Origin of the sequence: Parahoeflea olei (assembly GCF_001703635.1) — a bacterium.
In the GTDB taxonomy this organism is placed as follows: domain Bacteria; phylum Pseudomonadota; class Alphaproteobacteria; order Rhizobiales; family Rhizobiaceae; genus Hoeflea; species Hoeflea olei.
In genome coordinates this window covers 169,762-188,813 of sequence record NZ_LQZT01000023.1, presented here as the reverse complement: position 1 = coordinate 188,813, position 19,052 = coordinate 169,762, and the positions used below count along the sequence as shown (strand labels likewise).

At 67.2% G+C, this 19,052-nt stretch carries 15 protein-coding genes; 4 read left to right on the top strand and 11 right to left on the bottom strand.

The annotated features are described in order from the left end of the window. Positions 1-68 precede the first annotated feature (68 nt). Positions 69-1,937 (top strand): hypothetical protein, encoded by a 1,869-nt coding sequence (locus AWJ14_RS13760; protein ID WP_139112653.1) that lies wholly within the window; start codon positions 69-71, stop codon positions 1,935-1,937. Between the two features lie 30 nt (positions 1,938-1,967). On the opposite strand, the gene AWJ14_RS13755 is transcribed toward AWJ14_RS13760, so the two are convergent. The 7 genes from AWJ14_RS13755 to AWJ14_RS13725 all read right to left on the bottom strand — a co-directional run bounded on the left by AWJ14_RS13755 (position 1,968) and on the right by AWJ14_RS13725 (position 9,317). Then, a complete protein-coding gene (locus AWJ14_RS13755; protein WP_066180177.1) occupies positions 1,968-3,122 on the bottom strand; it encodes a DegT/DnrJ/EryC1/StrS family aminotransferase in 1,155 nt (384 codons plus the stop codon). 4 nt (positions 3,123-3,126) lie between these two features. Beyond that, positions 3,127-4,326, bottom strand: coding sequence for a polysaccharide biosynthesis protein (locus AWJ14_RS13750; protein WP_245304280.1), 1,200 nt, complete (start codon positions 4,324-4,326; stop codon positions 3,127-3,129). A gap of 79 nt (positions 4,327-4,405) precedes the next feature. Further along, entirely contained in the window at positions 4,406-5,491 is a 1,086-nt protein-coding gene (locus tag AWJ14_RS13745; RefSeq protein ID WP_139112652.1) for a nucleotidyltransferase family protein, read from the bottom strand. Positions 5,492-5,805: 314 nt separating this feature from the next. Continuing rightward, positions 5,806-6,927, bottom strand: a complete 1,122-nt coding sequence (wecB, locus tag AWJ14_RS13740) for a non-hydrolyzing UDP-N-acetylglucosamine 2-epimerase (protein WP_066180169.1) — start codon at positions 6,925-6,927, stop codon at positions 5,806-5,808. A 236-nt stretch (positions 6,928-7,163) separates the two neighbouring features. Beyond that, on the bottom strand, positions 7,164-7,577 hold the full coding sequence (locus AWJ14_RS13735) for a Fur family transcriptional regulator (RefSeq protein WP_066180167.1): 414 nt from the start codon (positions 7,575-7,577) through the stop codon (positions 7,164-7,166). Then, positions 7,574-8,425, bottom strand: coding sequence for a metal ABC transporter permease (locus tag AWJ14_RS13730; protein ID WP_066180164.1), 852 nt, complete (start codon positions 8,423-8,425; stop codon positions 7,574-7,576). The genes AWJ14_RS13735 and AWJ14_RS13730 overlap by 4 nt, the downstream gene beginning before the upstream one ends. Next, positions 8,418-9,317 (bottom strand): ATP-binding cassette domain-containing protein, encoded by a 900-nt coding sequence (locus AWJ14_RS13725; protein WP_066180162.1) that lies wholly within the window; start codon positions 9,315-9,317, stop codon positions 8,418-8,420. Before AWJ14_RS13725 ends, AWJ14_RS13730 begins: the two co-directional genes overlap by 8 nt. 121 nt (positions 9,318-9,438) lie before the next feature. On the opposite strand from AWJ14_RS13725, the gene znuA reads away from it, so the two are divergent. Then, entirely contained in the window at positions 9,439-10,479 is a 1,041-nt protein-coding gene (gene znuA, locus AWJ14_RS13720; RefSeq protein ID WP_066180160.1) for a zinc ABC transporter substrate-binding protein ZnuA, read from the top strand. A 149-nt stretch (positions 10,480-10,628) separates the two neighbouring features. Next, a complete protein-coding gene (locus tag AWJ14_RS13715; protein WP_066180157.1) occupies positions 10,629-11,729 on the top strand; it encodes a glycoside hydrolase family 3 N-terminal domain-containing protein in 1,101 nt (366 codons plus the stop codon). Between the two features lie 150 nt (positions 11,730-11,879). On the opposite strand, the gene AWJ14_RS13710 is transcribed toward AWJ14_RS13715, so the two are convergent. Continuing rightward, positions 11,880-12,305, bottom strand: coding sequence for a DNA-binding transcriptional response regulator (locus tag AWJ14_RS13710; protein WP_066180154.1), 426 nt, complete (start codon positions 12,303-12,305; stop codon positions 11,880-11,882). A gap of 237 nt (positions 12,306-12,542) precedes the next feature. Here AWJ14_RS13710 and AWJ14_RS13705 point away from each other — a divergent pair, with 237 nt between their 5' ends. Beyond that, entirely contained in the window at positions 12,543-12,761 is a 219-nt protein-coding gene (locus AWJ14_RS13705) for a hypothetical protein (RefSeq protein WP_066180151.1), read from the top strand. Between the two features lie 75 nt (positions 12,762-12,836). On the opposite strand, the gene treY is transcribed toward AWJ14_RS13705, so the two are convergent. From treY to treZ, 3 genes are read right to left on the bottom strand one after another with little or no spacing between them, the layout of a single operon-like run. After that, positions 12,837-15,290, bottom strand: coding sequence for a malto-oligosyltrehalose synthase (gene treY / locus AWJ14_RS13700; protein WP_066180149.1), 2,454 nt, complete (start codon positions 15,288-15,290; stop codon positions 12,837-12,839). Then, positions 15,287-17,359, bottom strand: coding sequence for a 4-alpha-glucanotransferase (malQ, locus tag AWJ14_RS13695; RefSeq protein ID WP_066180146.1), 2,073 nt, complete (start codon positions 17,357-17,359; stop codon positions 15,287-15,289). The genes treY and malQ overlap by 4 nt, the downstream gene beginning before the upstream one ends. After that, the gene (treZ, locus tag AWJ14_RS13690; protein WP_245304279.1) at positions 17,356-19,017 is read right to left on the bottom strand and encodes a malto-oligosyltrehalose trehalohydrolase; all 1,662 of its coding nucleotides are present in this window, start codon (positions 19,015-19,017) and stop codon (positions 17,356-17,358) included. Before treZ ends, malQ begins: the two co-directional genes overlap by 4 nt. Positions 19,018-19,052: the final 35 nt, after the last annotated feature.

Below are 19,052 nucleotides of genomic sequence, written 5' to 3'. Positions count from 1 at the left end.
CGGGTGTCCCCGACGTCAGGGTCCGGGCGGTCGAGGTCGGCATCGACGATGCGTCGGAAGCCGATGACGTGATCGACGCCGAGGCCGATGAGACCGCCGGCTGGAAGTACAAGGCAGCCCTTGCGGCGATCCGCAAGCCGGCCTGGCTCGCCGCGAAATTCGTGGGGGCCGTCTTCTATCTGCCCTATGCCGGCATCATGAAGCTCACGGAGCTTTATCGTCGGCACGTGCAGGGGCGCCTTTATCCCTTGGCCCGTTCGGCCGCGCGGCGGCTGAGGCAGGCCGCAACCTTTCCGGCGCCGCGCATATCCAGGCGACCGGTGCGCCTGCGGCTGACACAGACGGCATTTTACACGAGCCTGCGCGACCGGACACGCCCCGCGCGCCAGCGGTTGCGGCAAACGGCGGCCTATGCCGAACTGCGCGACCGGACGCGCCCGGCGCGTGAACGGTGGCGACAGGCTGCCTATGTCACCAGACTGCGCGCGCGCGCGGGATCGCTGCGCCGGCGGGTGAACCCCTTGGGCTATTACTCCGGACTTCTTGAACGAACCCGGCCCGCGCGCCAGCGACTGCGATACACGACGGTCGTCTCCGGACTGCGCCAGCGGGCGCAGGCGGCGCGGCGGCTGAACCCCGCAGCCCCTCTTTCCCGACTGTACTGCCGGACGCGGGCGGCGTATGTCTCCGCAGCCGCCATCGTCCGACGGTTGCCGGCGAGATCGCGGACCTGGGCTTCCGGTCAAGTTACCCGCGCCTTGCGCAATCTGCGGCAACCGTCTTTCCTGTATGCGCTGTCGTCCGAGTATCACTGGCAACGCAACCTCGACAAACGGCTGTTTGCCCGCAAGCCGGACCTGATCGTGCTGCTTGAGGACAATGCCGAAGGGCTGACGGGACTGGTGTCGCACGGCGCCCGCAAGCGCAGGATTCCCTATGTGATCCTGCCGGACTACATTCCCAATCCGGCGGAACCGGCGCGCTATTACTTCAACAATCCGCATCATTCGGCTGCGACGCCGGCCGGCCGGCTCATCCGCTACCTCGCGCCGCAGTGGGTTCTCGACTATGACGGCAAGGAGTTGCTGCGACTGCCCGGCTCCGCGATCGTCTCGCGGTGGATCCGCGGCCAGCGCTGCCCGCAGCCGTGGATTCTCAATTCCGGATATTGCAGCGCGATCCTCCTCGAAAGCCAGTCATCGCAGAAACACTACGAGGATCTCGGCTTCCGTCCCGAGAAACTCAAGGTGGTCGGCGGTGCGATCGAAGACCAGTTGCACGCGATTTCACTTGAGAGGGAGGAGCGCCGCGCCGAACTGATGGACAAATACCGGCTCGACGGCGACAAACCGCTGATCGTCTGCGGCTTTCCTCCGGACCAGTATTCGGCGGCCACCGAGGGGTTCGAGTTCAACTCCTACGATGAGCTGTGCCGGAACTGGTTTGCGGTTCTGGAAGCCGTCTCCGACCGCGCCAATGTGCTGGTCGTCAGGCATCCGCGCACCCCAGAGATCGAATTGCGCCGGTACGCGCAAGAACGGGTGCACATCGCCAGCGAACCGCTCGACGCCATCCTGCCGGTTTCCGATCTCTACCTCGCCTGCATTTCGACCACCATTCGCTGGGCCCTGGCGCTGGCAATTCCGGTGATCAATTACGACACATACCGATATGACTACGGGGACTTCAGCGCCGCCAGGGGGTGCACCGAGGTCACCGGCATCGACGCGTTCCGGAAGGAAATCGAAACCCTGCTCGAGCCGGGCGAGTTCGACAGGATGCGCAGTATCGCGGAGGAAGATGCCGGCCGCTGGGGCCTGATGGACGGCAAGTTCCAGGACCGGCTCCGGGCGGCGCTGATCGAGCTAAGGGAACCCCGTGGGCGCCGTTCGAAATCGACCCACCGGCAGGGGTACCGGCTGCCGCGCATGTCGTGAAACCCGCGCCGCCCCCCGCCGCGGTCACGCTCACAGTTTCGCGATTTCATCCCGCGTGACATCGATGACGCGCGCCTGATCCGAAGCGGTCAGCCCCGTGGAGCAGGGCAATGTCAGCACCCTCGCCCAGATGTCGTCGCTGACCGGCATCGCGGTCACGGGCGCGGTGGCATAGGGCGGCTGCAGATGCGCAGGCTTCCAGAACGGTCGGGCATCGATGCCCGCCTCGCGCAGGCGCGCGCGGACATCAGGCAGATGCCGGGCATAGTCCCGTCTCAGCACAACGCCCGAGAACCAGTGGCCATTGCGGACGTAATCAGGGTCGGGGAACGGCTCGACCATGTCGAGGCCGGCAAAGGCATCGCGATAGGCGATGGCGATGCGCCGCTTGGCCTCGAGAAACTGATCGAGGTTTTCCATCTGCGCACAGCCGACCGCCGCCTGGAGATTGGTCATGCGGTAGTTGAACCCGACCATGTCGTGGTCGTAGTCCGCGCCCACGCGGGCGGTGGTGGTGAGGTGGCGGAACAGCTTGGCCTTGGCGTCGTCATCGGTGACGATGATCCCGCCGCCGCCGGCGGTCACGGTCTTGTTGCCGTTGAAGGAGAACATGGTGAAATCGGCGCCCAGCGATCCCGAGGGCCGGTTCTTGTAGCTGGTGCCGAGCGCGGCGGCGGCATCGGCGACGACCGGCAGGCCGTAGCGCGCGCCGAGCGCGACGATCGGATCCATGTCCGCCGGGATTCCCAGCGTGTAGACAGGCAGAATGGCCGCGACCCGCTTGCCGGTCGGCCTGTGGCGCAGGCTGCCATCGTCGTGCCGCTCCGTCTCGCTCTCGAGCGCGGCGGCGAGCAGATCCGGATCGAGGGTCCAGCTATGGGCTGCCACGTCGAACAGCCAGGGTTGCGCGCCGCAATGGGCGATCGCCGCCACCGAGGCGATGAAGGTGAAGGACGGCGCGATGACGAGGTCGCCGTGTCCCACGCCCGAGGCCACCAGGGCCGCATGCAGGGCCGTGGTTCCGGCAGAGGTGGCGACCGCGTGCTTCGCGCCGGAGGCCTCCGCAACCATTTTCTCGAAACGCCCCACGAACGGGCCGACCGTCGACACGAAGGTCGAGGTGATGCATTCCTGGAGATATTCTGCTTCTCGACCGGCAAGGTTCGGGACGGCTAAGGGGATCATCGGCTCATACTCTGAGATCGAGCGTTTTATCGCTGTATTTGTGGGTCGTCAGGAACGACGGTTCGATGCGGGCAACCAGGGTCTTGAGCCGATCCTTGTCCAGACTGGGCGGCCGCGCAAGACTTGCGGTGTCGCGGAAGATCGCCTCGACATCCTTGATGAGCGCCGAGACCAGGCCCTTTTCGGCCGGCTTGTAGGCAATCGCCATCAACTCGCCGAACCCCACGTCCAGCGCGGTCTCGCCTTCGGCAACGAATTCCTCGTAGGGTTTCTCGCCGGCGGTATCGAGCGGCGTGAGCAGCAGCGGCCAGCGCCCCTCGGCTCTCAGCCGTGCCACCGAGGCCCGCGCCTCGGCCTCTTCGGTCATGATCTCGGGCGTGTAGCCCATGGCTTCGAGGAAGCTCCGGGCCATGTTCTCGAGCGGCAGCAGGTGCTCGTCGGGATCGAGTTTCGGCACCATGATGTGCTGGTCCGGGCCGCAGACCGAGGCCAGCGCGCAGAGCTGGCCGGATTCCTCGAGCGAGACGAAATAGCGACGGGTGTCGCGCGGCGCGGCGAGCGGCTGTCCCTGCTGCAGCCGTCGCTCGAAGCTCTGCAGCAGCGAGCCGTTGGAAAAGGCCACATTCGCAAACCGCGCCGAGGTAATGGTCGCCTTCAGCCCTTCGGCCGCCTCGCCGCTGAACATGACGTGTTCCATCAGCCGCTTGCTCGCGCCCATGAAGGAACTCGGATTCGCGGCCTTGTCGGTCGAGACCGAGAAGAAGCGCCCGGTAAAGCCGGTTTCGCCAAGCCAGCGCAGCAGCTGCGACTGCTTGAGGAAGTTGGTGTCGAACATCTGCAGCATGGAGAAGACATCCTTCTCCGAGCGGACATGCTTGATGGCCGCAAAATTGAGGACGATGTCGTAGGGGCCCTCTTCATGCAGCAGCAGCCGCATCGCAGGCGAGCCGTAGTCGAGCGGCAGCGTGCGGAAATCCGCGACCGCGAGCGCCTGTTCGCGCGAACGCAGCGTCCGCACGAGTTCTGCCAACTCGTTCTCGTTGTGATCGACGACATGCAGCGATGCGGGTTCAAAGCCTGCAAGCACCTCCACGGTCGACGAACCGATGGAGCCGGCCGCGCCGATCGCGAGAATGCGCTTGCCCTTCACCCTTTCGGTGAGCGTGCCGGAAAATTTCCGAAGGTCATCGGTCAGCAGGGACACCGAACGTCCGGTGGCGAGTCTGGCTAGTGTGTTCGACACAAAGTCACCTATTGTGTTGGATTCACGTCAGAAAAGGCGGTCAGGCCGCGGATCCGGAGCCCGGGGATCCCTTTGCGTCCGGGCTCCCGGGAAAAGTGGTGTTGGCACGTTCGAGGTCGTCCGGCCGGCCGATGTCGAGCCAGTGCTCGCGCACCGGAAACGCCACGATCGGCTTGTCGAGTTCAATCAGCCGATCGAAGAAGCTGTTCATGTCGAAGAACTGATCGAACGGGACGTGGTCAAGAACCTCCGGCTCGAACAGGTAGATCCCGGCATTGACGAGGAAATTGTATTGCGGCTTTTCGCTCAGGCCGGTGATCCGCCGGTCGGAGACCTCGACCACCCCGAACGGCACCTCGTAGCTGAAGTTGTTGACGGCCATGGTCGCCACGGAGCGGTTTTCCTGATGGAAGTCGCGCATCGCCAGCAAGTCGACCGAGGTCAGAATATCGCCGTTCATGACGAAGAACGGGGCTCCCGGCCGCTGCTTGAGCAGCGAGAGCGCGCCGGCGGTTCCCATCCGCTTGTCTTCGCGCACATAGGTGAAGCGGGCGCCATAGCGCGATCCGTCGCCGAGATGCTCCTCGAGCATGTGGCCGAGGTAGTTGACGCACAATGTGATGTTGGACAGGCCCTGCGCCACCAGCCGGTCGACGATGGTGTCGATCAGCGGCCGTCCACCGACCGAAATCAGCGGCTTGGGCACCTTCTCCGTCAGCGGGCGAAGCCGCGTCCCCAGGCCGCCGGCCATGATCACCACCTCGTTGAGGTGGGTCGACTGCTGCTCCAGCAGGGGAAGATAGGCGAGGTCGCGGATCCGCCCGTCGTCGTCGACGATCGGCATGTGCAGGATCTGCTCGTGCCGCAACCGGCTCAGCAGCACCTTCTTGTCCGAGCCCCAGTGGGCGGTGCGCGGCTTTGCGTTCATGAATTCGCGGATCGGCGTTTCCAGCCCGTGCCCCTGGAGAAGGGTGCGCCTGATGTCGCCATCGGTGACCACGCCCAGAAGGCGCCGGTCCTCATCGGTGATGATGGCGATCTTCAAGCCGCTGGTGTCGATGGCCTCGATCGCCGCGCGCATCGGCTGGTCTGGCCGCAGCACAACTTTTTCTATGTCGACGAACACGGTATTCACCTCGCTAGCCCTTGGCGCCGGCGATGCGCCCCCGATCGAATGTCCGGTCAGATCCACGTCCCAGACGCGCAAGCCGACGCCTCTGCAAGGTATCGGATACGGAAGCCACTCAATACCTTCAACCGGTTTGACTTGCCACCCCCTTATTTAAGCAATCACCACCACAAAAACCCGTCGCACCAGCACGGCAGGCCGAGGCTTGAGGCGGCTTCAGCCGGGCGATGCTTGCCACGGTTCGGCAGCGGTCCGAGCGGCGCGGAACCGCTTGAACACCGTCTCTGCCGTCAGGCGCCCTCGCCTTTGCCTCAGCGGTGCCAAACCCGGCGATTGACGTAATCGGTGTAGCTCATGACGATCCGGACGATCTTGTCGGAGACATTGGTGGGCAGGTAGTCATTGGGAATGCGCAGGCTGCGCTCGGCGCCGCGCGGCTGCCCGGCGAGGATGTCGAGCGCCTGCAGGATGCGCGCCGGATCGAGCCCGACCATCATCACCGAAGCTTCCTCGACACCCTCCGGGCGTTCGTGCACGTCGCGCAGGTTGAGCGCCGGAAAATTCAGGATCGCGCTTTCCTCGGTGATGGTGCCGCTGTCGGACAGCACCGCGCGCGCCTGCACCTGCAACTGGATGTAGTCGAGAAAGCCGAAGGGCTTTTCGAACCTGACCAGCGGATGGGCGGCAAGCCCCAGAGTATCGAGCCGGTTGCGGGTGCGCGGATGGGTGGACACGATCACCGGCTCGGCGTTGCGATCCGCCAGGTCGTTGACGATCCCGACAAGCGCCGCGAGCCGCTCCGGGGCATCGACGTTTTCCTCGCGATGCGCGCTGACGACGAAATAGCGGCCCTGTTCGAGGCCGAGCCGCGCGAGGATGTCGGATTTGCCGATCTCCTCGCGGTAGTGCTCGATCACCTCGCCCATCGGGCTGCCGGTGACGATCACCTGGTCGGGCGGAAAGCCCTCGCGCAGCAGGTACTGGCGCGCGATCTGGCTGTAGGTCAGGTTGATGTCGGAGACATTGTCGATGATCTTGCGGTTGATCTCCTCGGGCACCCGCTGGTCGAAGCAGCGGTTGCCCGCCTCCATGTGAAACACCGGGATCTTGCGCCGCTTGGCGGAAATGGCCGCCATGCAGCTGTTGGTGTCGCCCAGCAGCAGGACGGCATCCGGCTTGTGCCGCTCGAGCGCCGCATCCGCCTTGACGATCACGTTCGCAATGGTTTCGGCGCTGCTCTCTCCCGCAGCCTCGAGAAACTCGTCGGGGCGGCGAATCTTGAGCTGGCCGAAGAAGATCTCGTTGAGCTCGTAATCGTAGTTCTGGCCGGAATGAACCAGGACATGGTCGAAATGCCGGTCGAACTTGGCAATGACCCGGGACAGCCGGATGATCTCCGGCCGCGTTCCAACGATTGTCATGATCTTCAGCATGGGGACCTCAGGGCTCACTGTTTGCGCCGCGGGCGATCGCGGAGCGTTGCATCATTTGCACCGTAAACGGTCATCCGGCCACAGGGAATAGCTCCCGGGATGTCCTGCGCCTGCCCCGTCGCGGCCGGCAAGCCTCGGCGGCGCGGGTCGAACAAAGACCGTCCGCGCGACGCCCCGGCGGCCTGCCCTCACGCAATTGCGGCTGCGGCACCGGGGCCGCTTCTGCCGAAGGCTTGCTACGCCGCAGCGCAGGTCTGGCACAGGCCGCGCAGTTCGAGGGTCGCTTTCTTGAGGACGAAGCCCGCCTCTTTCGCCAGTTGCGACAGTCGCCCGTCGAGCGCCTCATCGGCGATTTCACGGACCTGGCCGCATTTCTCGCAGATCATGAAGGCCACCTTGTCGTCGCCGTCGCAGCCGGGATGGCGACAGGCGACGAAGGCGTTGAGGCTTTCGAGCCGGTGCACCAGGCCGAACTCGACCAGCTTGTCGAGCGCGCGGTAGACCTGCAGCGGCGCGCGGAAGCCCGCGTCGCGCAGCCGGTCGAGGATGGTGTAGGCGCTGAGCGGGCCTTTCGCATTGGTGAGTTCTCCCATCACCAGCGACTGGTTGCGGGTCAGGTCCGCGGGATGGTGATGACCGTGGTCGCTCATGAACTGGCTCCTTTCTCGGCGGTATCCGCCGCTGCGGCCGGGGCGCCGGGCCTGGCCGCGGCGCGCGGCAATGTCACCGCCAGCGACAGCACGAACAGCGCGAGCGCGGTGACGACGATGGAGGGACCGGCGGGCGTGTCCCATCTGAGCGATCCGAACAGCCCGCCCGTGGCCGCAAGCGCGCCGGCAAGCGCCGCGAGCAGCGCCATCTGTTCGGGGCCGGCGGAGAACCGGCGCACCGTCGCCGCCGGAATGATCAGCAGCGCCGTGATCAGCAGCACGCCGACGATCTTCATCGAGATCGCGATCACCGCGGCCATCAGCAGCATGAAGACGATGTTGACCCGCTCCGGGTTCATGCCCTCGGCTTCGGCCAGTTCGCGGTTGACGGTGGCGGCAAACAGCGGCCGCCAGATTGCGGCCAGGACCGCAAGCACGCCGGCGCCGCCCAGCCAGATGACACCGATATCGGCCTTCGAGACGGCGAGGATATCGCCGAACAGGAAGCCCATCAGGTCCATGCGAATCCAGGTCATGAAGGCGAGCGCCACCAGCCCGAGCGCGAGCGCGGAATGGGAGAGAAGCCCCAGCAGCGCATCGGAGGAGAGCGTGCCCTGCCTTTGCAAAAGAAGCAGCGCGATCGACACGCAGGCCGAGACGGCGAAGACGGCGAGCGTGATGTTGATCTCGAACAGGAAGGCCATAGCCACGCCGAGCAGCGCCGCGTGCGAGAGCGTATCGCCGAAATAGGCGAGCCGGCGCCAGACGATGAAACAGCCGAACGGTCCCGCCACCAGGGCGACGCCGATGCCGGCGATCAGGGCGCGCGTGAAGAAATCGTCAAGCATCGGTGCGGCTCCCGGCCAGATAGCCCTGGTCGTCATGGTCCTGGTCATGAGCATGGTCATGCCCGTGCGCATGATCGTGCCCGTGCGCATGATCGTGGTTATGGTGACCGTCGCCCGGATGGCAATTCTCGGTGATGGAGCCGTCGCCGTGGCGCACGCGTCCGTCGGGCAGATGGGTGTGGTCGTGATGATGCTCGTAGACGGCAAGCGTCGCAGCCGCGCGGCCGCCGAACAGGGCCTTGTATTCGGCGCTCGAGGCCACCGCGGTGGGCGTGCCCGAGCAGCAGACATGGCCGTTGAGACAGATCACGCGGTCGGTGGCCGCCATCACCACATGCAGGTCGTGGGAGATCAGCAGAATGCCGCAGCGCATGGTGTCGCGGATGCGCTTGATGAGATCGTAAAGCGCGATCTCGCCGGTGAAATCCACGCCCTGCACCGGCTCGTCGAGCACCAGCAGGTCGGGCTTGCGGGCCACCGCGCGGGCGAGCATCACCCGCTGGAACTCCCCGCCCGACAGTGTGCGCACCTCGGCGTCCGCCAGATGCGCGACGCCCGTCGACTGCATGGCGCTTTCGGCCTCTGCCGGATCGACATGGCCGGTCAGGCGCATGAAGCGGCGCACCTTGAGCGGCATGGTCCAGTCGACCGCAAGCAGTTGCGGCACATAGGAGACCTTGAGATCCGCACGGCGCACCACGGTGCCCTCGTCGGGCTTGAGAATGCCGAGCGCCATCTTCGCGGTGGTCGACTTTCCCGATCCGTTGGGACCGATCAGGGTCACGATCTCGCCGGGTTCGATGGCGAGGGTGACGCCGCGCACGAGCCAGCGACCAGCGCGATGGACACCGGCATTGTCGAGCGTGACGAGAGGGGGACGGGCGTGAGACATGGCTGATTTGACCTTTTCGCATCGAACGGCGCAAGGGGTTGCGCGGCGTTATCCCACACGTTATACCGTTACGCAAATATGTAATTAAATAACGTGACAAGCCAACCAACCGGAGACCCCAATGCTTCACCGCAAAAGCCTCACCCTGCTCCTCGCCTCCACGCTGCTTGCCGGCCTTGCCGGCACCGCCCGCGCCGAGGTCCATGTGGTGGCCTCGATCAAGCCCGTGCATTCCCTTGTCGCCGCGGTCATGGAAGGGGTCGGCGAGCCCGGGCTGATCATCGAAGGCGCAGGCTCGCCGCACACCTATGCGCTCAAGCCCTCGCAGGCGCAGATGCTGGAGCAGGCCGACCTGATCTTCTGGGTCGGCCACGAGCTCGAGGCTTTTCTCGAAAAGCCGCTGGAGACGATCGGCGCCAAGGCCAAGACCGTCGAGTTGCTCGATGCGCCGGGCCTCGTCAAGCTCGGCTTTCGCGAAGGCGGGGCGTTCGAGCCGCACCACCATGGCGGTGAAGCCGGCGAACAGGAGGGCGAAGCGGGCCACGATCACGACGCTCACGAGACTCACGAGTCCGGGCACGACCATCCCGAGGCGGAGCACGATCATGAGGCCGGGCATGACCATGATCACGCGCATGGCGCCTTCGACGCCCATGTCTGGCTCGACCCGGTCAATGCCAAGGCCATGGTCGGCGAGATCGAGACCGCGCTGGTCGAAGCCGATCCCGACAACGGCGCGCGCTATCATGCCAATGCCGAGGCCGTGCGCGCCCGGCTCGATGCCTTGAACCAGGAGGTCGCGCAGCAAATCGAGCCGGTCCGGGGCAAGGGCTTCGTGGTGTTTCACGATGGCTACCAGTATTTCGAACACCGCTTCGACATTCCGGCCTCGGGCTCGATCACGGTTTCGCCGGAAGTCCTGCCGGGCGCGGAGCGGATCGCGGAAATCCGGACACGGGTGAAGGAACTGGGCGCGGCCTGCGTGTTCGCCGAGCCGCAGTTCGAGCCCAAGCTGGTGGCAACCGTGCTCGAAGGCACGCAGGCCCGGTCCGGCGTGCTCGATCCGCTCGGCGCCGGCCTTGAGCCCGGCCCCGGGCTCTATTTCGAGCTGATCCGCGCCATGTCGACCTCGCTCACGACCTGCCTGTCCCAGGACGGCTGAGCGGCAATCCGCGAACGCCGGGCCGGCCCTTGTCCACGGACAGGGGCCGGCCGCTCCCCCGAAAATGCGGGACACAAGCCTGACGCCAGTTTATACCCGTTGTGTAGCGATCGTTTCCACGCTTACCCGAACACATCGGCGGACCGGCCATGCCCGAAACCCTGAAACTGTCTGACGCAGGCCATCACTTCATTCTCGGGCTCCGGCCCGGCCCCACGCTGCACGAGATCGACCGCGAGATTCTCGAAAAGGTGCAGCCGGCGGGCGTGATCCTGTTCCGCGACAATTTCGACCAGACCGCCTTCTATGCCGACTGGCACCGGCAGCTTGCCGAACTGCGGCAAGCCATCGCCGCCTGCCTGAAGCGCGACCGCTTCATCATGTCGGTCGATCACGAGGGCGGCCGGGTTGTGCGCGCCCCCGCCCCTGTCACCCGCTTCGAATACGCGACCCACTGGGCCGGCAAGGCCGAAGCGATCGGGCGCGCCATGGGCCACGAACTGGCCTCACTGGGCTTCAACCTGAACTACGCCCCCGTGGCCGACATCAATTCCAATCCGGACAATCCGGTGATCGGCGCGCGGGCCTTCGGCGCCGCCCCGGAGGCGGTCGCCCGGGCGGCCCTCGCCTTCGCCCGCGGACAGCAGAGCGAAAAGGTTCTCGCCTGCGTCAAGCATTTCCCCGGCCATGGCGACACCACCGGCGATTCACACTACACGCTGCCCACCGCCCAGGCCGACCGCGCCACGCTCGACGCCCGCGAACTGGTGCCGTTCAAGGCGGCGATCGGCGCCAGCATTCCGGTGGTCATGACCTCGCACCTGATGGTGCCGGCGCTCGATACCGAAAACCCGGTGACGCTGTCACAGAAGGTCGTGCGCGATTGCCTGCGCACCGAACTCGGCTACCAGGGCGTGGTGGTGACCGACGATGTCGGCATGCATGCGATGGACGACTATCGCGAGGCCCCGGGCCTGGCCGCCGACATTCTCAACGCCGGGCATGACCTGATCATGCTGTGCGCGCACTGGACCGACACGCGCAAGCTCTACGACTTCGCCGAAGCTGTTCTCAAGGCCGGGCAGGCACAGGACTATGCGACCCGGGTGCTCGCGCCCTCGCGCCGGCGCATCGAGGCGCTGCTGCAGCGGCTGCCCGACAACCGCCCGGTGCTGTTGCCCGAATCGGTATTCGAAGCCCACCGGGCCCTCGGAACCGAGTTCGGCGGCGAGCGCGCCGAGGTGATGTGACACAGGGGCGGGCAGCCCCGGACCATCGGTCCGGACCAGTGCTGCCGGAGCGACCGTCACCCGCCGCACCGGTGCGCGATGTCACCGGTCGGGAACCATGATTTCGGGGAGGACAAAGGGAAGGCGTGCTGTGCCGAAAGGCAGGGCCGGCTAGCCGACGGAGGATTCACGATCGTGGTAGCCAGCGCCATGAATGGCGGTTCCGGCCGGGGACCAGTGCGTGCGCGGCCGCTTGATCAGGTCGGACAGAAAGTCGGCGAGCCGGTTGTAATCGACAGGCTTCGGCAGGCTGAGCAGCGCGCCGACGCCCCGGTCCGGCCCCTCGGGCGGACTGTTGCCAAGCGTGATCACCGGGATCTCCCGGCCGTGCAGGCGCGAAACGATGGCCATAGCGGTGGTATCGAACTTGTGCAGATCGAAGATCGCCACGTCCACGGCATGGTGCGAGACGCGATCGGCGCAATCGGAGGGCTTCACCGGCTCGACGGCGAATCCACGGCCTTCCAGCTCGAGAAACATGTCCACCATCATGCCGGGCTCGTCGACGACGATCAGGATTTTCGGGGTCTTGTCCATGCGGGTCTCTCCCTGGCTTCGAATTGATGATCTGAGCGATGCGTCAATCGCGTGTGAGAATTTCCGCCCCCGAATGCATCCTCCCTTCCCTCAATATCGGATGAAGCTGTGGCGATATAAAGACCACGGTTGAGACGAGGACGCACAGTGCGTAACTCGCATCTTTTGAGCCACTTGAAACAAAGGCTATAAATACTCACTTATACACACATGCCGAATTGACCGGGGGCTGAGGAGATGTATCGGGAACGAAATGAGCGCCTGCAAATCATGGTGGCGCAGGAAGAACTCAACGCCATCGATGACTGGCGCTTCAGGCAGCGCATGCCGAGCCGCGCCTCCGCCGTCCGCGAATTGCTGCGCCGGGGGCTGCAGGCCGAAGGCGTCGAGATCGCCGCGTCCCATGAAAAATCGAGTGATTTCGGCGTGATCAAGAAGCGCGGCCCGAACGAGTAGCCGCCAGCCGGTCAAACAGGCCGGCCTGCAAACCGGTCATTTCCGGCTTTTCCGCGCCGACCCGGCCGGACGGTCTCAGCCGACGTGAACCGGCGAACCGGCCAGCAGGCGGGCGACCGGCGTGCCGTCTTCGAGCGCGGTGTCGCCCCACCACGACGCGAACGGCGCCGGATCCGGGCTGCCGAGAAGCGCATCGGCGCAGCGGAGCGCGAACACACAGCGGACAGAGTCGGCACCATGGCTGCGACGGAAGGCGAGCACATGGCCGGCGCGGTCGCCGCTCACCGCAATCGGCTGGTAGGCGCCGCGCGCGAACAGCGCCGGATTGTCCCGCCGTCGCCCGAGCAGATCGCGGATCAGCGCGATCTTGGCGCCGCCGGCAAGGCCCGGCGCGGCGCTGTCCGGATCGTCGAGCGCAGCCTCGCGCTGCGCAAAATCGACGGGCCGGCGGTTGTCCGGGTCGACCAGGCTGAAATCGGCGAGTTCGGCGCCCTGGTAGAGATCCGGCATGCCCGGCGCCATGCAGCGCAATCCGGTCTGCACCAGCATGTTGGAAAGCGTCGCGCCGGCCGTGAGATCGACGAACCCCGTGAGGTCGGCCAGGAACTCCGGGGACGCCGACGGATCGAGCAGGGCACGCGACAGCCTCTCGCAGGCCTCTTCGTAGGTTTCCTGCGGCGCCTCCCAGGACGTGTGCAGCTTGGCCTCGCGCAGCATCTTTCTCTGCCAGTCGGCGATGCGGTCGGCATAGGCGCCAAGGCCAACGCGATCGTCCGGCGCGAGCCCCGGGGGCCAGGCGCCGTACAGCGTCTGCAACAGCATGTAGCGGTCGCCCGGCACGACGCCGCTGGCATCCCCGCCCGCCATGTCGTCCCAGCGCTCGACACGGTCGCGCCAGAGGCCGGGAATGGCGCTCAGCACCGCAAGCCGCACCCGCAGGTCCTCGCCGCGCTTGTGGTCATGGGTGGCGGTGGCGAGCATGGAGCGGGGAAAATCGCGGGCGCGTTCGATCATGGCGCGATGGAAGGCCCCGACGGAGAGGGAAAACCGCGAGGCGTCGAAGCCGACATCGGCGCGCGAGAGCAGAAGCCCGTGCCGGTAGAAGGCGGTGTCTTCCACCGATTTGGCAGCGATCGGCGCCGAGAGCTGCTGGAACCGCTGCACGGCGACAGCGGCAAGCGCCGGCGCGCCAGGCCCCTCGCCCGCAAGCCAGGCGAGGATATGATCGACCACCATGTCTTCCCCCGGCGGGCTGAACCGCGCGGCCTTGGCGCGCACGTTCTCGCGCACCCAGGCGTCGCTTTCGGGCGCGGACGCGCCGGTGCCGTAGGTGCGGTAGACCGGGAACACCCAGAGCATGCGCCTTATCGCCCGGCGCAGCATGCCGCGCGTCAGGCCGGCGGTCGTTTGGCTCGAGGCCGCCAGGGCCACGAAGGCGGCGACGCAGGCCTCGAACTGGCCGTCGAAGGACCAGTCGAGCATGTCCTGGCGCGCCTGGAGTTCCTGCTCCTCGAAATCGCGGGTGCGGCCGCTGAAGCGCGACCAGAGCGCGCCGAGCGGCTGCGCGCCGGCGGGGTCGTGCAGCAGCGCCGAGACATCCTCCATGAAATCGTAGCCGCTGGTGCCGTCGACGCCCCAGTCGGTGGCGAGCCCCTCGCCCGGCCCCAGGATCTTTTCGACGACGATATAGGCCGGGTCATCTTGCAGGCGCGCGGCTTGGCGGATGCTGTCGAAGCGCGCCCTGAGCCTGCGGCAATAGCCGGCGGGGTCGGTCAGGCCGTCGACATGGTCGATGCGCACGCCGTCGATCACACCCTCCCGGTAGAGCCGGAAGTAGAGCGCGTGGCTCTCCTCGAACACCTCGGGGTCCTCGACGCGCAGGCCGGCGAGATCGTTGATGGTGAAGAACCGGCGCCAGTTGAGCTCGTCGTCGGCCGCCCGCCACCAGGCGAGCCGGTAGTGCTGGTGGTCGAGCAGGGCCGGTAGGTCGTCCGCTGCGAGCCCGGCGCGGGCGCGGGCGTGGTCCTCGCGCCTGAGCGGCAGGCGCCGCTCGCCATAAAGCACCAGGTCCGGTTCGCCGCCGCTTGCATCGAGGGCGATATCCCCGTTCTCCAGCGCCTCCGGCAGTGGCGCGCCCAGCAGCGGCAGCAGCAGCGGCCGGCGCCAGTCGATGTCGAAGAAGTGTGCGTAGCGGCTGTCGCGGCCATTCTGCAGCACGTCGTTCCACCAGGCATTGTCATTGCCCGCCACGCCCATGTGGTTGGGCACGATGTCGATGATCAGGCCCATGCCGCGCGCGCGCAGCGCCGCCGACAGGCTTGCAAGTCCCTCTTCGCCGCCCAAAGCGGGATCGACCCGGGTCGGATCGACCACGTCATAGCCATGCATGGAGCCGGGCGCGGCGGTGGTGACCGGCGAGGCGTAGACATGGCTCACGCCCAGGCGCTCGAGATAGGGCACCAGCGCCTCGGCCTCGGCGAAGGTGAAATCGCTGTGGAACTGGAACCGGTAGCTCGCGCGCGGGCTCATGAGCCCCCGGCCTCGCCGTTCGCCTGTGCCGACACGGGGTCGCCGCGCCGGGAGCGGTCGAGGCGGGCAAGCCGCGCGGCCACGCGGGGGCCGGCGAGCAGCGCGTCCGTGGTGCCGGGCATGCGGCGGCGCCAGTTCGGATGCTCGTCGATGGTCCCGGGCAGGTTCGGCTGCTCGACGAGGCCGAGCACGTCCTCCATCGGTACGATCGCCAGCTCGCAGGCGGTCGCGCCGACATGGGCGAGCGCCGCATCGGCGAACGTGTCGGTATCGTCCGGCCCCGGCTGCGGCCCGGTCGCGGAGCCGGCGGCCTCGAAGGCCTGCCAGATGCGGGCCCGGTCGTGCGCGCGCGCCTCGCGGTCGGCCGCCTCGTTCTCGGCGCGCGAGCTGCGGCCGAGACGCCAGGTCCAGTCGATGTCGCGCCCGCGCCACCAGCCGGCGACGGTCGGCAGGTCGTGGGTGCCGGTCATCGCGGTCGCCTGCCGCTGCCAGCGCTCGGGCGCAATGAAGCTTCCGTCCCACTCGCGCTCGAACCAGAGAATGCGCATGCCGAGCACCTCGCGCGCCTCGAGCCGGTCGCGCAGGCCGGGCGGAATGGTGCCCAGGTCCTCGCCGATGACGACGGCGCGGGCGCGCACGGATTCGATGGCGAGAATGCGCAGCATGTCCTCGAGCGGGAAATGCAGATAGGCGCCCTCGTCGGCCGTGCCGCCCTGCGGCACCACCCAGAGCCGGTTGAGCCCGAGCGCATGGTCGATGCGGATGCCGCCGGCATGGCTGAGGCCCGCGCGCAGCGTGGCGATGAAGCCCTCGAAGCAGGTGCGCTTCAGGGCCATCGGCGAAAAGCTGGTGAGGCCCCAGTTCTGCCCGTCCGGGCCGAGCACGTCCGGCGGCGCGCCGACCGACAGGCCGGTCAGGAGTTCGTCGCGGCGGCTCCAGCCATGGCTGCCGCCGGGATCCATGCCGACGGCGAGATCCGAGACGAGCCCCACCGCCATGCCGGCATCGGTGGCGGCCTTCTGCGCGGCTTCGAGGCTCGCCGTGGCGAGCCACTGGGCGAACACGTAGAAATCCACCTCCTCGCTGTGGCGACCGGCGAATTCGGCGACCGCGGCGCCTTCCGGATCGTGGTACGCGGAGGGCCATTGCTGCCAGCCGCCGGCTCCCTCGGCAAAGAAGCGGGCATGCAGCGCGTCGAACACCGCGTGCTGCTCGAGCGCCTGCCCGCCCCGGGCGCGGAAAGCCGCAACCGCGGAACGCACCTGGTCGCTCCGCGCGGCGAAGGTCGCGCGCAGGGCCTGAAGCCGCGCCGGGATGGCGTGCTCCCAGTCGATGAACTCGCCGGTCGATCCCCCAATCGTGCCACCGGACGCACCGCTGGCCTCCGGGGGATGCCCGATCAGCGCGGGATCGCCGAACAGGATGTTGAGAAAGGACCGGCTCGAGGGCGAATAGGGGCTGAAGCGCCCCGGATCGGCGGGAAACAGCGCATGCGTGGGGCTGATCGCCAGCACGTCGGCGCCGTGGGCGGCGAAGCTCCGGGCGGCTTCCGCCAGCGCGCCGAAATCGCCGAAGCCCGGATGGCCCGCATGCCGGAGCGAGGGGACCTGCACCGCGGGTCCCCACAGCTTGCGCCCGGCGGCGGCATCGGCGACCGAGAAACAGCGCCGCGGCGCCACGGCGATGCGGAGTTCGCCTCCGCCCTGCGCGAGATCGTGATAGCCCGGAACGTCGACCGGCAGGATGGAGAGCCCGCCCTCGTCCTGATCGATGCGGACCGGCACGGTTTCGCCGGATTCGAGCCGGAGTTCGGCCTCACCGGGCGCGCCGAAGCCGTGCGGCAGGCCTATGCGCTCGCCGATATCGGCGGAGACGAAGCGGATGTCGCGCTGCGCCGCATGCAGCCGTTCCCGGCTGTCTTCAATCTCCGCGTCCGAGCCGGCGGGCAGGTCGAGCGCGGCGAGCACCTTGCGCAAGGCGTCGTCGCCCACACGCTGCGGGGCTCCGACTGCGTCCTGCCAGTCGATCTGCAAACCTGCCGCGCGGGCCAGTTCATACAAGTGTGTCATCGGTCGATCCAAGCGGAGAAACTTGCGGGCGCGCCCGCCTCTCCCAGCGCATACACGATCTCGCCGCGCGGGTCCGGAAAATCCGCGTCCGACCCGCCAAGATTGACGGCAATGCCGAGCGTCGCGCCGTCGGCCATGCGCCAGCGGGCGGTGACCGCACCTTCACCCAACACCGTGGCGTCAAGCCCGCGCGCGCCCCTGAGCCGCGGCACGATGTGGCGGTGCCTGAGCGCGATCAGGCTCCGGTAGAACGCCTGCCACTCGGCCGCATCGGGACCTGGTAGCGGCTCGGAGGCATCGAAGGTGGACGGGGCGTTGGGATCGGGGATCCTTTCGCGGGTCGCGGGGTCGGAAAACGCCGAGAACCTCGCGAATTCGCGCCGACGACCCTCCCGCACCGCATCGGCGAGCCCGTGCTCGAAATCGGTGAAGAACAGGAAGGGCGAGCGGCTGCCGGTCTCCTCGCCCATGAACAGCATCGGGATCTGCGGGCACAAGAGCAGCAGGGCGACCGCCGCCTTGAGCCGCTCCGGATCGACCGAGGAGATCAGCCGGTCGCCCATGGCGCGGTTGCCGATCTGGTCGTGGTTCTGCAGGAAGCTCACGAAGCGGGTCGCCTCCAGGTGAGCGCTTGGCTTGCCGCGCGGGCCGCTGCCGGGGTCCTCGCCCTGGTAGACGAAGCCTTCGAGCAGGCAGCGCGCGAGCTTGGCCGTGGGGTCGGCGGAAAAGCCCGCATAATAGGCTTCGCTCTCGCCGGTCAGCAGCACGTGCAGCACATTGTGGAAATCGTCGTTCCATTGCGCGTCGTAGCCGCCGGGCAGCAGCCGGTCGGAATCGTTGTGCTCGTTTTCGAGCACGAGATGGATCTCGCGGCCGGGCAGATGCGCCAGGATCTCGGCCGCCATGTCATCGAGGAAATGGGTGTTGCCGATCGCGTGGACTGCGTCGAAGCGCAGCCCGTCGAAGCGGTACTCGCCGAGCCACATCAGCGCGTTGTCGATGATGAAGCGCCTCACCGGCGCGTGCGCCACCGCGACTGCGCCGCCCCAGGGCGTGGGCGCGGTTTCGTCCATGAAATCGGGGGCATAGGTGCCGAGATAGTTTCCGTCGGGGCCGAAGTGATTGTAGACCACGTCGAGCAGCACCATCATGCCCAGCCCGTGGGCTTCGTCGATCAGCGCCTTGAGTTCGTCGGGCGTGCCGTAGCTTTCCGCCACCGCATAGGGCAGCACGCCGTCATAGCCCCAGTTGCGGCTGCCTCCGAAGGCCGCCACCGGCATCAGCTCGATCGCGGTGATGCCGAGATCGCGCCAGCCGGCAAGCCTCTCCGCCACGCCGGCAAAGCCGCCGAGCACGCCGGCATGGATCTCCAGGATCACCGCCTCCTCCCAGCGCCGGCCCTTCCAGTCGGGCAGGGTCCAGCGATAGGCGCCGGGATCGGTCACCACGCTCCAGCCATGCACGCCGCCCGTTTGCCTGCGCGAGGCCGGGTCGGGTACGGCCAGATCGTCGCTGATCCTGAAGCGATAGCGGGTTCCGGGCGGCGCGTCGGCGGCGCAGGCGAACCAGCCGCCCTCGCCGCGGGTCATCGGCATCGCCGCGCCGCCGTCAAGCTCCAGGCGCACTTCATCGCGGTCCGGCGCCCAGAGCCGGAACACGGTCTTGCCGTCAGCCTTCGTCTGCGGTCCCCAGA

What these genes read in the sequence shown, in the direction of transcription:
- AWJ14_RS13755 (WP_066180177.1), bottom strand. Translation starts at nt 3,122, where the DNA reads ATGATCCCCTTAGCCGTCCCGAACCTTGCCGGTCGAGAAGCAGAATAT.
- wecB (WP_066180169.1), bottom strand. Translation starts at nt 6,927, where the DNA reads ATGCTGAAGATCATGACAATCGTTGGAACGCGGCCGGAGATCATCCGG.
- AWJ14_RS13735 (WP_066180167.1), bottom strand. Translation starts at nt 7,577, where the DNA reads ATGAGCGACCACGGTCATCACCATCCCGCGGACCTGACCCGCAACCAG.
- AWJ14_RS13730 (WP_066180164.1), bottom strand. Translation starts at nt 8,425, where the DNA reads ATGCTTGACGATTTCTTCACGCGCGCCCTGATCGCCGGCATCGGCGTC.
- AWJ14_RS13725 (WP_066180162.1), bottom strand. Translation starts at nt 9,317, where the DNA reads ATGTCTCACGCCCGTCCCCCTCTCGTCACGCTCGACAATGCCGGTGTC.
- znuA (WP_066180160.1), top strand. Translation starts at nt 9,439, where the DNA reads ATGCTTCACCGCAAAAGCCTCACCCTGCTCCTCGCCTCCACGCTGCTT.
- AWJ14_RS13715 (WP_066180157.1), top strand. Translation starts at nt 10,629, where the DNA reads ATGCCCGAAACCCTGAAACTGTCTGACGCAGGCCATCACTTCATTCTC.
- AWJ14_RS13710 (WP_066180154.1), bottom strand. Translation starts at nt 12,305, where the DNA reads ATGGACAAGACCCCGAAAATCCTGATCGTCGTCGACGAGCCCGGCATG.
- AWJ14_RS13705 (WP_066180151.1), top strand. Translation starts at nt 12,543, where the DNA reads ATGTATCGGGAACGAAATGAGCGCCTGCAAATCATGGTGGCGCAGGAA.
- treY (WP_066180149.1), bottom strand. Translation starts at nt 15,290, where the DNA reads ATGAGCCCGCGCGCGAGCTACCGGTTCCAGTTCCACAGCGATTTCACC.
- malQ (WP_066180146.1), bottom strand. Translation starts at nt 17,359, where the DNA reads ATGACACACTTGTATGAACTGGCCCGCGCGGCAGGTTTGCAGATCGAC.